This window comes from Actinomadura sp. NPDC047616, from assembly GCF_040642915.1.
Lineage (GTDB): Bacteria > Actinomycetota > Actinomycetes > Streptosporangiales > Streptosporangiaceae > Spirillospora > Spirillospora miaoliensis.
Window position 1 is genome coordinate 86988 of the sequence record NZ_JBEYTB010000017.1, and the last position, 13886, is coordinate 100873.

13 protein-coding genes are annotated in these 13886 nt (G+C 72.9%); 8 read left to right on the forward strand and 5 right to left on the reverse strand.

Annotated features, from left to right (window positions below; genetic code table 11):
• Positions 1–91: 91 nt before the first annotated feature.
• Together ABZ801_RS32850 and ABZ801_RS32855 are read right to left on the reverse strand one after the other, a co-directional pair.
• Positions 92–1270, reverse strand: coding sequence for a cytochrome P450 (locus ABZ801_RS32850; protein ID WP_360705353.1), 1179 nt, complete (start codon positions 1268–1270; stop codon positions 92–94).
• A 62-nt stretch (positions 1271–1332) separates the two neighbouring features.
• Positions 1333–2709, reverse strand: coding sequence for a lysine 2,3-aminomutase (locus ABZ801_RS32855; protein WP_360705356.1), 1377 nt, complete (start codon positions 2707–2709; stop codon positions 1333–1335).
• 136 nt (positions 2710–2845) lie between these two features.
• On the opposite strand from ABZ801_RS32855, the gene ABZ801_RS32860 reads away from it, so the two are divergent.
• The 8 genes from ABZ801_RS32860 to ABZ801_RS32895 all read left to right on the forward strand — a co-directional run bounded on the left by ABZ801_RS32860 (position 2846) and on the right by ABZ801_RS32895 (position 12102).
• A complete protein-coding gene (locus ABZ801_RS32860; protein ID WP_360705359.1) occupies positions 2846–3982 on the forward strand; it encodes an L-erythro-3,5-diaminohexanoate dehydrogenase in 1137 nt (378 codons plus the stop codon).
• A gap of 85 nt (positions 3983–4067) precedes the next feature.
• Entirely contained in the window at positions 4068–5399 is a 1332-nt protein-coding gene (locus tag ABZ801_RS32865; RefSeq protein WP_360705362.1) for a DUF2252 domain-containing protein, read from the forward strand.
• Positions 5400–5552: 153 nt separating this feature from the next.
• Positions 5553–7154, forward strand: a complete 1602-nt coding sequence (locus ABZ801_RS32870) for a lysine 5,6-aminomutase subunit alpha (protein WP_360705365.1) — start codon at positions 5553–5555, stop codon at positions 7152–7154.
• Complete coding sequence (locus tag ABZ801_RS32875; protein ID WP_360705368.1) at positions 7151–7966, forward strand: OAM dimerization domain-containing protein; 816 nt, start codon at positions 7151–7153, stop codon at positions 7964–7966. The genes ABZ801_RS32870 and ABZ801_RS32875 overlap by 4 nt, the downstream gene beginning before the upstream one ends.
• A complete protein-coding gene (locus ABZ801_RS32880) occupies positions 7963–8358 on the forward strand; it encodes a hotdog fold domain-containing protein (protein WP_344946321.1) in 396 nt (131 codons plus the stop codon). The genes ABZ801_RS32875 and ABZ801_RS32880 overlap by 4 nt, the downstream gene beginning before the upstream one ends.
• A gap of 650 nt (positions 8359–9008) precedes the next feature.
• A complete protein-coding gene (gene lnt / locus ABZ801_RS32885) occupies positions 9009–10628 on the forward strand; it encodes an apolipoprotein N-acyltransferase (RefSeq protein WP_360705371.1) in 1620 nt (539 codons plus the stop codon).
• Between the two features lie 5 nt (positions 10629–10633).
• Positions 10634–11380, forward strand: a complete 747-nt coding sequence (locus ABZ801_RS32890) for a polyprenol monophosphomannose synthase (RefSeq protein WP_344946314.1) — start codon at positions 10634–10636, stop codon at positions 11378–11380.
• A 164-nt stretch (positions 11381–11544) separates the two neighbouring features.
• The gene (locus ABZ801_RS32895; protein WP_360705374.1) at positions 11545–12102 is read left to right on the forward strand and encodes an FxsA family protein; all 558 of its coding nucleotides are present in this window, start codon (positions 11545–11547) and stop codon (positions 12100–12102) included.
• A 100-nt stretch (positions 12103–12202) separates the two neighbouring features.
• On the opposite strand, the gene ABZ801_RS32900 is transcribed toward ABZ801_RS32895, so the two are convergent.
• The 3 genes from ABZ801_RS32900 to ABZ801_RS32910 all read right to left on the reverse strand — a co-directional run bounded on the left by ABZ801_RS32900 (position 12203) and on the right by ABZ801_RS32910 (position 13854).
• Positions 12203–12547 (reverse strand): RNA polymerase-binding protein RbpA, encoded by a 345-nt coding sequence (locus ABZ801_RS32900; protein WP_344946444.1) that lies wholly within the window; start codon positions 12545–12547, stop codon positions 12203–12205.
• A gap of 156 nt (positions 12548–12703) precedes the next feature.
• Complete coding sequence (locus ABZ801_RS32905; RefSeq protein WP_360705377.1) at positions 12704–13318, reverse strand: ATP-dependent Clp protease proteolytic subunit; 615 nt, start codon at positions 13316–13318, stop codon at positions 12704–12706.
• Positions 13318–13854, reverse strand: coding sequence for an ATP-dependent Clp protease proteolytic subunit (locus tag ABZ801_RS32910; protein WP_360705686.1), 537 nt, complete (start codon positions 13852–13854; stop codon positions 13318–13320). The genes ABZ801_RS32905 and ABZ801_RS32910 overlap by 1 nt, the downstream gene beginning before the upstream one ends.
• Positions 13855–13886 lie beyond the last annotated feature (32 nt).

Here is a 13886-nt window from a genome sequence, read left to right on the forward strand (position 1 = left end):
CCGGTTTCGCCGTCCGATGCCGGCGTCGCGCCGCGCACTCGTTCGACCGCCGGTCCGCGGCTTATAAATCTACAACGTAAAGGCGCTCGGCTCAGGCGTCCCACAGGACATGCAGGTGCGAAGGTCGGCGAAACACCAGACCCCGCGGCGACGTGGGACGGACCGGGTCGAAGCGCAGGCCGGGGAGGCGGTCGAGCAGGGCGGTGAGCGCCGTGCGGGCCTCCAGGCGGGCGAGCGTGGCGCCGAAGCAGAAGTGCGGGCCGTGCGCGAACGCCAGGTGGTCGGAGACGTTGGCGCGCCGCACGTCGAACCGGTCGGGGTCGGTGAACACGGACGGGTCGCGGTTGGCGCCCGCGATCGACACCCGGACCAGGTCGCCCTGACGCACGTCGGCCCCGGCCAGGCGGACGTTACGGGTGGCGTAGCGGTCGACGACCGACGCCGAGGGCTCCAGCCGCAGCGACTCCTCGATCGCCGCCTCCAGCAGTCCGGGGTCGTCGCGTACGAGGGCGAGCCCGCCGGGATCGCCGAGCAGGTGCCGGACGGCGTTGACGATCATGCCTTCGGTGGTGTCGATGCCGCCGAACATCAGCACGGCCGCGTTGGCGACGACCTCGGCGGTGGTCAGGCCCGCCTCGTGCCGCGCCGCCTCGGCCAGCAGGGAGCCGTTCGCGGCGAGCGCGTCCTCCACGGCGGCGCGGAGCCGGTCGTGGGCGTCGCGGGCGCGGCCGGGCGGCTCCTGCCCGGCGGTGATGGCCGACACGGCGTCGACGAACGCGCCGTACCAGGAACGGACGGTCGCCGCGTCCACGCCGTCCAGGCCCAGCGCCTCGGCGACGACCGCGACGGCGAGCGGGCCCGCCAGGTCGCCGCGCAGTTCGGCCCGTCCCGCCGGAGCCAGCCCGTCCACCAGGCGGGCGGTCTCGGCCTCGACGAACGCGGTGAAGCGGGCGCGGGTGCGCGCGGGCCGGAACGGGCGGGCGAACGGGTCGCGGTGGCGGGTGTGGGCGGCGCCGTCCAGTGACAGCATGCTGGGCCCGACGACCCGCGCGGTGGAGAAGCGCGGGTCGTCGACGGTGAAGGTGGCGGCGTCGCGCATGACGCGGACGGCCAGGTGGTGCGAGGTGACCAGCCAGCCGCCGAGGGCGGGCAGCCAGGACACCGGCTCGTGCGCGCGCAGCCGTGCCAGCAGGGGATGCGGGTCGGCCTCCAGTTCGGCGACGGTCGCAGCGGCGCCGAGGGGGAAGCGTTCGGTGAGCTCGGGTCCCATTCAGCGAAGCGTAGCCGGGCCGGGCCGGCCGGCGCCGTTCGGTGGGTGCCGACCCCGGCGGGTCAGTGGCTTCGCCACCAGTCCTGTCCGGACTCGGGCAGGGTGTGGATGGGGTCGTAGTACTCGTAGCGGCGGGTGAGGGCGTCGGGGTCGGTGGCCTCCAGGCCGGTGCGGTAGTTCTTGGTCCAGTAGGAGATGCCGCGTTCGCGGTCGTAGTCGGCGAGCTGGTGCACCCAGCGCTTGCCCACGTACGGCACGTCGCACACGATGCGGGGGGTGGCGAAGCCGGGCAGGTAGCCCATGATGGCGTGCTGCAGTCGCTGGGCCTCCCAGACCGCCAGCCGCCAGTGCTCGCTGAACGGGATCATGTCGCACATGTAGAGGTAGTAGGGCATGATCCCGGCCTCGTCGAGCAGGGCGAACGACAGGTCGAGCAGGGCGGCGGGGGAGTCGTTGACGCCGCGCAGCAGCACGCCCTGGTTGCGGACGTCGCGGATGCCGGTGTCGAGCAGGGCGCGTGCCGCCCTGGCGACCAGGGGTGTGACGGACTGGGCGGCGTTGACGTGGGTGTGGACGGCGATCTGCACGCCGCGCCGGTGCGCCTTGGCGGCGAGGCGTTCCATGCCCGCGCGGACGTCGTCCTGCAGCCAGTGCTGGGGCAGGCCCATGAGCGCTTTGGTGGCCAGGCGGATGTCGCGGATGTTGTCGATGTCCAGCAGGGCGTCGACGAAGGACTCCAGGCGCGGCCAGGGGAGGTTGGCCACGTCGCCGCCGGAGACGACGACGTCGCGTACGCCGGGGGTGCGGCGCAGGTAGTCGAGCATGGCCCCGTGCCGGTCGGGCGGCCGGACGGTGAAGCGGTGCTTGTCGACGGCCGGGGTGGAGTTGCCGACCAGGTCCATGCGGGTGCAGTGGCCGCAGTACTGCGGGCAGGTGGGCAGCAGCTCGGCCAGGACCTTGGTGGGGTAGCGGTGGGTGAGGCCCTCGACGGCCCACATCTCGGCCTCGTGGAGGGAGTCGCGGGTGGCGTGGGGGTGGGACGGCCAGTCGGTGCGGCGGTCGCTGAACACGGGGATCATGTAGCGGCGCACCGGGTCGGCGTAGAACGCCTCGGTGGAGCCGGTGTCCATGGTGTTGAGCATCTGCGGCGTGACGAGCATGGACATGGTGGCGCGTTCGTCCTGGTCGCGTCGCAGGTCGGCGTAGAAGGACTCGTCGAGCAGGTCGCCCATCACCTGCCGCAGCTGCCGGATGTTCTTGACGCAGTGCGCGCGCTGCCACTGGGCCGACTCCCATTCGGCGGTGGTGACGTCCCGCCAGCCCGGAAGGCGGCGCCAGTCGGGTTCGACCAGGGGCCGGCGCCGGTAGGCGTAGGGCTGTTCGGCGGGCCCGCCCGGGTGGCGGGCGGTGTCCGGCTCGGGGTGCAGGGCAGTGGTCATCGTTGACCTCTCGCGACGGGCTGCGGACAAAGTCTTGTATATGACGGACGTTACGGGAAGACTTCCGGATAAACCAGAGCTGCCCGGGATAATCTGCGGACTCACATTCGGACAGGGAAGGCGAGGCGGGACAGAGATGACCGATCTTCGCAGCGAGACCGAAAGCTCCGGCGCCGCTCCGGGCGCGGGGGGCACGGCCGGGACGCCGTCGGGGACGGCGGCCGGAACCGCGGCCGGGACCGCGGTGGGCCTGCACCGGGTGCTGGAGCCGCGCGGCGTGCTGCCGCAGGCCGCCCGCCGCCTGGACACCGACCCGCGCATCCGGCCCGACGAGGTGCGGGTGCGGGTGGAGCGGCTGAACCTGGACGCCGCGTCCTACCGGCAGCTGCGCACCGAGCACGGGGACGACGCCGGGGCGCTGCGCCGGGCCGTGCTGGAGATCGTCGAGGAGCGCGGCAAGATGCACAACCCGGTGACCGGCTCGGGCGGCATGCTGGTCGGTGTCGTCGACGAGGCCGGTCCCGACTCGCCGCTCGGCCTGCGGCCGGGGGACCGCGTCGCCACGCTGGTGTCGCTGACGCTCACGCCGCTGGCGATCACCGACGGGCTGGCCCGCTGGGACGGCCGGTCCGAGCAGGTGCCGGCCGAGGGGCACGCCATCCTGTTCGCCCGTTCCATCGCCGCCGTGCTGCCCGACGACCTGCCGATGCCGCTGGCGCTGTCGGTGATGGACGTGTGCGGCGCGCCCGCCCTCACCCATCGCGTGGTGGCCGAGCGCGTCGGCAGGGGCGCGCCCCCGGTGGTGGCGGTGCTGGGCGGGGCGGGCAAGAGCGGGTCGCTGTCGCTGGCGGCGGCGCGGCGGGCGGGGGCGGCGCGCACGGTCGGGCTGGTGCCCGACGCGGACGAGCGGCGGCGGCTGGAGGGCTCCGGGCTGGCCGACGCGGTGGTGGTGGCGGACGCGCGCGACCCGGTGGCGGTGGCGGAGGCGCTCGGCGAGCCCGCCGACGTGACGGTGGTGTGCGTGGACGTGCCCGGCTGCGAGCACGGGGCGATCCTGGGCACCGCGCCGGGCGGGACGGTGGTGTTCTTCTCGATGGCGACCTCGTTCCCGGCGGCGGCGCTGGGCGCCGAGGGGCTGGCCGCGGACGTCACGATGCTGATCGGCAACGGGTACGTGCCGGGGCACGCGCGGATGGCGCTGGAACTGGTGCGGTCGGTGCCCGGGGTTCGCGCGTTGTTCACCGCCCGGGCGGAGCGCGATTCGGCACAATGACTCGGGTACGTCCGGTAGCGGCGGGGGGCGCCCGGACCTTGGGGCAGGAGCGCGCCCCGGCACCCGAGCAGAGAAGAGAACACAGATGGCGAGCATCACCCGGTCCCTGCGGGAGAAGGCGCCCGAGGAGCGGCAGCGGCAGATCGTCGACGTGCTGGTCGAGGCCTTCGCGGACCTGATGGAGCGCAGTCCCGCCGACTTCCGCCGCCGGTTCCGGAAGATGGCCGCCGACCCGTTCGCCTTCTACCGGGGCAGCGCCTGCCTGTTCTACGCCGACATCGTGCACGACGACGACCCGTGGGCCGACGAGCGCACCAGCCGGGTGTGGATCCAGGGCGACCTGCACGCGCAGAACTTCGGCACCTACATGAGCGACGACGGGGTGTTCGTCTTCGACGTCAACGACTTCGACGAGGCCTACGTCGGGCACTTCACCTGGGACGTCAAGCGGCTGGTGGCCAGCGTGGCGCTGCTGGCGTGGGGCAAGGCGATCTCCGACGCCGACATCCGCCGGATGATCGAGACGTACGTGCGCGCCTACGTCGACCAGGTGCGCGCCTTCGCCGCGCACGGCGACGACCAGGGCTTCGCGCTGACCCTGGACAACACCGACGGGCACGCCCGCCAGGTGCTGGTCTCGGCGCTGTCGTCGACCCGCATCGGGCTGCTGGAGGACAAGACGGTCGTCGAGCGGCACGAGCGGCGCTTCCGCGCCGGGCCGGGCGTGCGGCGGCTGGACGAGCGGGAACGTGCCAAGGTCGAGCGGGCCTACGAGGAGTACCTGCACACCATCCCCGAGGACAAGCGGTTCGGCAGCCTGACCTACCGGGTCAAGGACATCGTGGGCGCGTCGGGCTTCGGCATCGGCTCGGCCGGGCTGTCGGCCTACAACGTGCTGGTGGAGGGGCACACCCAGGCGCTGGAGAACGACGTCATCCTGTCGATGAAGCAGGGCAACGTGGCCGCGCCCAGCCGGGTGGTGGACGACGAGCGCATCCGCGGCTACTTCCGGCACCACGGCCACCGCACGGCGGTGTCGCGGCGGGCGCTGCAGGCCAACACCGACCCGTGGCTGGGGTACACGCAGATCGACGGCGTGGGCTACGTGGTGCAGGAGCTGTCGCCCTACGAGGAGGACCTGGACTGGTCGGGGCTGACCGAGCCGGAGGAGATGCTGCCGCTGCTGGACGACCTGGGCCGCGCCACCGCCAAGATCCACTGCGTGTCGGACACCGACTCCGACCACACGCTGGTCGGCTTCCAGGTGGAGGAGGCCATCGACAAGGTGATCGGCCCGGACGAGTCGGCGTTCGTGGAGGCGATGATCGAGTTCGGGATGGAGTACGCGGCGGTGGTGCGCGACGACCACCGGCTCTTCGTCGACGCTTTCCGCAACCACCAGATCCCGGGCCTGTGACCGGGCCTGTGAACGGGACGTTGACCGGTGTGCGGCCGCCGCTGTGACCGGCGGCGGCTAGAGAGGTTCTTGCGCAATCAGGGCTGCATGCCGGAGGATCTTCCGTAGATATTCCGCTGAGACGGATGATTGTCGGTGGATCGGAGGACGGCAATGACGCCGCAGCCCAAGCTGGAACTCGATCCGGAGGCGGTGCGCACGGCCCGGCGGCTGGCCGCGCGCGCCGCCGAACCGATCATCGAGATGGCCCGGACCCATACCACGGTGTCGGTGGAACGGGCGCTGCTGCGCCTGGCCGGGCTGGCGGGCGCCGACGCCGACGGCCGCCCCTGGGTCAACCACCTCGCCGACGCCGTGCGCGACCAGGTCGGCCTGGAGCACGGCGTCGCGCTGCCGGTGTGGGACGCGCTGCTGACCGGCCCCTACCCGTCCCTGACCGAGCTGGCGCAGGCCGCCGCCCGCGGCCGGGTCCGGTTCCGCCTGCCCGCCGGGGACGCGGAGCGGGCGGCGCGTTCCGCGGCGCGCGCCGCCGCCCGCGGCGGCGTCGACCGCATCGACCGCCGCCGCGCCGAACGCGACCGGCTGCTCGGCCAGGTCGGCGACCCGCCGCACCCGTGGATCTACCTGATCGTCGCCACCGGCGACATCCACGAGGACATCCCGCAGGCGCAGGCCGCCGCCCGGGAGGGCGCCGACGTGGTCGCGGTGATCCGCTCCACCGGGCAGTCGCTGCTGGACTTCGTCCCCGAGGGCGCCACCCGCGAAGGCTACGCCGGGACCTACGCCACGCAGGAGAACTTCCGGCTGATGCGGGCCGCGCTCGACGACGTGTCCCGCGAGCTGGGCCGGTACGTGCGGCTGACCAACTACGCCTCGGGCCTGTGCATGCCGGAGATCGCGACGCTGGCCGGGCTGGAACGGCTGGACATGATGCTCAACGACTGCATGTACGGCATCATCTTCCGCGACATCAACCCCCGCCGCACCTTCATCGACCAGCGGTTCTCCCGGCAGATCCACGCCCGCGCCGGCATCGTGATCAACACCGGGGAGGACAACTACCTCACCACCGCCGACGCGGTCGACGCCGCGCACACGGTGATCGTCAGCCAGCTGCTCAACGAGCGGTTCGCGCACGAAGCGGGCCTGACCGACGCCCAGCTCGGCCTCGGCCACGCCTTCGAGATCGACCCGTCGCTGCCGGGCTCGTTCCGCCTGGAGCTGGCGCACGCCCAGCTGGTGCGCGAGCTGTTCCCCGCCGCGCCGCTGAAGTACATGCCGCCCACCAAGCACATGACCGGCAACATCTTCGCCGGATACCTGCTGGACGCCTTCTTCAACCTGGCCGGGGTGATGACCGGCCAGTCCATCATCCTCATCGGCATGATGACCGAGGGCATCCACACCCCCTGGCTGTCGGACCGCGACCTGGCGCTGGAGAACGTGCGCTACGTCCGCGACGCCTGCGGCGACCTGGCCGAGGACTTCGTCCCGCGCCCCGACGGGTTCATCGTCCAGCGGGCGCGGCGCGTGCTGGCCGAGTCGGTGGACCTGCTGGCGCGCATTGCCGACGACGGGCTGCTCAACGCCATCGCCGACGGCACGTTCGGCGTCACCCGCCGTCCCCCCGACGGCGGCAAGGGCCTGGACGGCGTCGTGGAACGTGCCGACGGCTACTTCAACCCCGCCATCGAGATCCTCGACACCGAGGACCCCCACGCCGCGGCGCGCGCGCAGGAGGAGGTGCCCGCATGACGGCCACGACCCCCGGCTCCACCACCGCCCACACCCCCGCCGAAGCCGACACACGGCAGGTCATCCGCCCCTACGGCGACACCACCGGCGACGGCATGGTGCAGCTGTCGTTCACCCTTCCCGTGCCGGCGGGCAAGCGCGCCGAGGCCGCCGCGCTGCAACTGGCCGGGAAGATGGGGCTGGACCCGGCCAGCGTGGTGCACGCCAAGCCGATGGGCCCCGACTTCACGTTCTTCATCGTCTACGGACGGGTCAACCACCTCATCGACTACGCGGGCATCCCCGCCCCGCCCGAACGCGAGTACCCGCTGCTGAGCGCCCAGGAGGTCAACCTGGCGATCCGGTCGGCGCTGGGCCGCCGCCTGGTGGTGGTGGGCGCGTGCATCGGCACCGACGCCCACACCGTCGGGATCGACGCCATCCTCAACGTCAAGGGCTTCGCGGGGGAGAAGGGCCTGGAGTACTACCGCGAGATCCAGGTGGTCAACATGGGCGCCCAGGTCACCGTGGAGGAACTGGTGGCCCGCGCCAAGGCCGAGGACGCCGACGCCGTGCTGGTGTCCCAGGTCGTCACCCAGCGCAACGCGCACCTGCACAACACCAAGCAGATGGCCGCCGCGTTCCACGCCGAGTACCCCACCGCCGTGGCCGCGGGCATGGGCCGTCCGCTGCTGGTGGTGGGCGGCCCCCGCTTCGACACCGTCACCGCCGACGAGCTGGGGGTGGACCGCATCTTCGGCAAGGGCACCACCCCGTCGGAGGTCGCCAGCTACCTCGTCCACGCCCTGCTGCCCCGGGAGGCCGCCCAGTGAGCGATCCGCGTCAAGGACTCACCGTCACCCACCGCCGCTACGTCCCCTACGGGCACGCCCACTACGCCGGGGACCTGGTGGACGGCGCGTACGTGCTGGCGATGTTCGGGGACGTGGCCACCGAGGTGTGCATCCGCACCGACGGCGACGAGGGCCTGTTCGCCTCCTACTCCGACGTCCAGTTCCGCGCGCCCGTGCGGGCCGGTGACGTGCTGGAGGCCACCGCCACCGTCACCCGTGTCGGCACCCGCAGCCGCACCCTGGACTTCGAGGCGCGCGTGGTGTGCCGGGGCCGTCCCGACAAGGGCCCCTCGGCCGCCGAGGCGCTGGCGGAGCCGATCGTGGTGGTCACCGCGACCGGCACCGTCGTGGTGCCCCCGGCCGGCGCGTGACCGCGGGGGCGCGGCGCGGGGTGTCCCAAACCGGGCACCGGCGACGGACCGGACGGGCGGCGCGATCTCCCCGCACTCGCGATCATGGCGCTGAGCAGGGATGACACGGAATCGTCGCAGCGCATGCGGCGGTTGACACAGCTCGCGAAGCCGGTAGTTTGGCACCAGTCCAGCACGGGACTCACCGATCGGCCGCTCGAAGGCGCCACCGGACACCGCGCCACGACGGGGACGAGCGCGGATCGCACACCGATCGCTCCTCGCCTCCGTCCCGAGCCAGGTGCGTTGCCCGGGTGCCGCGCCCGGCGGGGCCGCCCGATCGGTCGGGGGCTTGGACCCGGGAAGGGCCCGGACATCCACTAGAAAACGGAGCTTGCGTTCTCACCGCCTGTGGGGCGACTCCGGCCCGAGGGATGTCACGGGCCCTCCTCCGTGCCCGCCTCTGCCCCCCGTCCCGCTCCCGCCCCGCTACCGTCCTCCGCCCGCCCGCCCGCACGTGCTCCCTCGCACCCCGCCGGCAGGCCGAGGAACACCGTGGCACCCCTCAGTCGGTGCGTTTCCGGCATAAAGGGGATCGTGCCCGGTCGCCACCGCTCCGGCGGCCCGGTACCGTTCCGGCCAGGGGAACGCATGAGCGGAGGAGCGTGCCGGTGGCGCAGGAGACTCTCCCGGAACGGCCGGCGTCGGCCGGCACGGCCGATGCGGCCGGCGTCGCACGCCCGGCACGCCTGGACCGGCTGCGCCGCGGCGGGCGGGCCGGCTGGCCCCGCACCCTGCTGGCGCTGACCGGCGGCCTGATCCTGTGGCTGGCGTTCCCGCCCGCCGACCTGGCCCCGCTGGCGCCCGTCGGCGTCGCCCTGCTCACCCTCGCGCTGCGCGGCCTGCCCGCCCGCACCGGCGCCTGGCTGGGATTCGTCGGCGGCGTCGCGTTCTTCGTCCCGGTGCTGGAGGGCATCATCAAGATCGGGCCGGACGGGTGGATCCTGCTCAGCCTGATCCAGGCGCTGTACTGGGTGCCCATGGGCGCGGGCATCGCCCTGGTCACCCGCCTGCCCGGCTGGCCCGTCTGGACCGCCGCGCTGTGGGTGGCCCAGGAGGCGGCCCGCGGACGCGTCCCGTTCGGCGGCTTCCCCTGGGCGCGGCTGGCGTTCAGCCAGACCGCCTCCGCCTTCACGCCATGGGCGGCGATCGGCGGCGCGCCGCTGGTGACCTTCCTGACCGCCCTGGCCGGCGCGCTGGTCGCCTACGCCGTCGTCGCGATCGCCAGGACGCGCCGCGGCCTGCGCCTCCACCGCGACGCGGCACGACCCGTCGGCGTCGCCCTGGCCGCGCTGGTCGCCGTCGTCGGCGGCGCCTTCCTCATCCCGACGCCCACGGACGGCAAGTCCGTCACCGTCGCCGTCATCCAGGGCAACGTCCCCCGGCTCGGCCTGGACTACCTGGGGCAGCGCAAGGCCGTCCTGGACAACCATGTGCGCCGCACCCACGAGCTGGCCGCCCGTGTCCGCTCCGGGCAACTGCCCCGCCCCGAACTGGTGGTGTGGCCCGAGAACGCCAGCGACCTGGACCCCTACGCCGAACCCGACGCCTTCGCGGCCATCGACGGCGCCGTCAAGGACGTCGGCGTGCCCGTGCTCGTCGGCGCCCTGGTCGACACCCCCGACGGGCAGAAGGTCGAGAACCGGGGCATCGTCTGGGACCCCCGCACCGGTCCCGGCGACTACTACGTCAAACGGCACCCCGTCCCGTTCGGCGAGTACCTGCCGTTCCGGTCCCTGCTCACCAAGCTGATCACCCGGTTCGAACGCATCCCCCGCGACTTCGCCAAGGGCACCCGCTCGGGCGTGATGCGGCTCGGACCGACCACGATCGGCGACGTCATCTGCTTCGAGGTCGCCTACGACAAGGAGGTCCGCGACGTGTCCGCGGGCTCCCTGCTGGTCGTGCAGACCAACAACGCCACCTACGGCCGCACCAGCCTGCCCCCGCAGCAGATCGCGATGTCCCGGCTGCGGGCGGTCGAACATGGCCGTACGATCTTGGTTGCGGCGACCAGCGGCATCAGCGCGGTCGTCGCCCCGGACGGCCGGATGATCTACCGGTCGCGGGAGTTCGTCCCCGACATGCATGTCGCCGCCGTGCCGGCGCGCACGTCGCGGACGGCGGCCGACCGACTGGGCGCCGCACCCGAATGGGCGCTGGTGCTCCTGGCCGTGGGGGCGGTCGCGGCGGCCGCCAGGTCAACCGCCAGAGGGAACGAGGGGAATTGACGCCGATGGAGATCCCAGCCGAGCTCGGCCGGGTGCTGGTCATCGTGCCCACCTACAACGAGCGCGACAACATCGAGCGGCTGGTCGGCCGGGTGCGCGAGGCCGTGCCGTCGGTGGACGTGCTGGTGGTCGACGACAACAGCCCGGACGGCACCGGCAAGGTCGCCGACGCCATGGCCGAGGCCGACGACCAGATCAAGGTGCTGCACCGCACCGCCAAGGACGGCCTGGGCGCCGCCTACATCGCCGGGTTCCGCTGGGCCCTGGACCACGGCTACGACGTCATGGTCGAGATGGACGCCGACGGCTCCCACCAGCCCGAGGAACTGCCCCGGCTGCTCGGCGCCCTCACCGAGGCCGACCTGGTGATCGGCGCCCGCTGGGTGCCCGGCGGCCAGGTCCGCAACTGGCCGCTGCGCCGCGAGGTGCTCTCCCGCGGCGCCAACACCTACGCCCGCCTCATGCTCGGCGTGCCGCTGCACGACTCCACCGGCGGCTACCGCGCCTTCCGCGCCGCCACCCTGGAGAAGATCGGCCTGGACGGCGTCGACTCCCGCGGCTATGTCTTCCAGATCGACCTGGCGCTGCGCGCGCTGCGCGAGGGCCTGCGGGTCGTGGAGGTCCCCATCACCTTCGTCGAACGCACCCACGGCGCCAGCAAGATGAACCGCGACATCATGGTCGAGGCCATGTGGCGGATCACCCAGTGGGGCACCAACGCGCGCCTGCGCAAGCTCCGCCCGCCCCGCTGACCTGCGCCCCCGCCCCCACGGCCGCGTCCGGCCCGCCTCGGCGCGCCGGGCCGCCCTCGAGACGCCGGGCGCCGCCGACGGGAACGGCCGCCGCGTGGAAACGTTCGCCGCCGCCCTGGCGTTGACACAGGTGAAGGGCCGACCGCCTAGGTGAAGATGGAGCCATGCTGCCGCTCGTACTGGTTCTGGCGTTCCTGCTGATGCCGATCCTGGAGATCTACCTGATCGTCCAGGTGGCGCAGGCGATCGGCCCCTGGTGGGCGGTCGCGCTGCTGGCGGCCGGCAGCCTGCTCGGCGGGTGGATCGTCCGCCGCGAGGGACGGCGCGCCTGGCGGGACCTGCAGGAGACCCTCGGCCGCGGCCGCGCGCCGGACCGCGAACCCGCCGACACCGCGCTGGTCCTGCTCGGCGGCATGCTGCTGCTCGTCCCCGGGTTCGTCACCGACGTGCTCGGCCTGGCGTTCGTCCTGCCGTTCACCCGGCCGCTGGTGCGGCGGCTGCTCGCCGCCCGCATCGCCCGCCGCGTACGGGCCGCCGGCGTCGGGTCCGTCTACCCGCCGGGAATGGACGACGCGTTCGGCCCCTTCGGCGCCCGCGACCCGTTCGGCCGCGGCGACACCGGCGGCGCGCCACAGGGAACGGTGGTCCAGGGGGAGGTCGTCAAGGACGACGGCGGCAGCGGCGGCGGGAACGGCGAGATCAACGTTCGCGGCAAGAGCTGACGTGCCGACGGCAGAAGCGAGACCAGGTCGGGAAGCACGGGTGCGGAAGCGGGTCCGTGCCGTCGGTGGGATGACGGCACGGACCGCGTCCGAGCGAGGGTCAGGCGGTCCTTCTGCGGCCCGCCCGCAGGATCGCCAGACGCTCGGCCAGAACCTCCTCCAGGTCCTCCACCGTGCGGCGCTCCATCAACATGTCCCAGTGGGTGCGCGGCGGCTTGCCCTTCTTCGCCTGCGGCGCCTCACCGTCCACCCGCAGCGCCGTCACGCCGCAGTTGCGGCATTCCCAGGTCATCGGCACCTCGGCCTCGGCGGCGAGCGTCACGGTGAACCGATGCCCCCGGGAGCAGGTGTAGTCCACCTCCTGACGGGGAGCCAGATCGGTGTTGCGATCGTTCTCGTAGCTCGTCGCTCCGAGTCGGGTGCCGCGAAGTGCGCGCTCGGCCATCGTCACGTGCCTCCCAGACGGCTTGCGGTCTCGTCCTGACCAACGCTGCTGACCGTCACAAGATTCCCGTCGTGGAGCCGTTCCAACCCTGCTCTTTCCGGCCCGCCGGGCCGCCCGGCAGAAACGTTCGGCCCGGCGGGCGCCCCCGCACCCCTGCTAGCCCCGCGTGGTCAGCACATGATCGACCAGCCCGTACTCCAGCGCCTCGGCGGCGGTGAAGTACCGCTCCCGCGAGATGTCCTCGCTCACCCGCGCCGGGTCCCGGCCGGTGGCCTCGCCCAGGATCGCCACCATCCGCTCCCACAGCCGGTTGATCTCCCGCGCCTGGATCTCCAGGTCGGTGGACTGCCCCCGGGCCACCTCGATCGCCGGCTGGTGCAGCAGGACCCGCGAGCTGACCAGCGCCGCCCGCCGCCCCGGGGTCCCGGCGGCCAGCAGCACCGCCGCCGCCGACGCCGCCTGCCCCACGCAGGTGGTCTCCACCTCCGGGCGGATGTAGCGCATGGTGTCCAGCACCGCCATCATCGCCGTCAGGGAACCGCCGGGCGAGTTGATGTACAGGCTGATGGGGCGGTCGGGGTCCATGCCCTCCAGCGCCAGCAGCTGCGCGGTGACGTCGTTGGCGGCGGTGTCGTCGACCGGCGTGCCCAGGAACACGATCCGGTCCTCGAACAGCTTGTTGTACGGGCTCATCTCCTTGTAGCCGTACGTGGTGCGCTCGACGAACGAGGGGACCACGTACCGGCCTTCGGCCCGCGGGAAGCGCTCCATCACGCCCCCACCCGGTCGGTGCTGTCGACGACGTGGTCGATGAACCCGTACTCCAGGGCCTGCTCGGCGGTGAACCAGCGGTCCCGGTCGGAGTCGGCCTGGATGCGCTCCAGCGGCTGCCCGGTGTGCCGGGCGATCAGCTCGGCCAGGCTCCGCTTGAGGTACAGCAACTGCTCGGCCTGGATCTTGATGTCGGACGCGGTGCCGCCGACCCCGCCGTGCGGCTGGTGCATCATCACCCGCGCGTGCCGCAGCGCGTACCGCTTGCCCGGGGCGCCCGCGCACAGCAGCATCTGCCCCATGGACGCCGCCATGCCCAGCGCGACGGTGGCCACGTCGTTGGGCACGAACTGCATCATGTCGTAGATCGCCATCCCGGCGTCCACCGCGCCGCCGGGGGAGTTGATGTAGACGGTGATGTCGCGGTGCGGGTCGTGCGCCGCCAGCAGCAGCAGCTGGGCGCAGACCCGGTTGGCCAGGTCGTCGTCGATCTCCTTCCCGACGAACAGGATCCGCTGGTCGAGCAGCCTCTGCATCAGCTGCTCCTGACCCAGCTGCCCCGGCACGT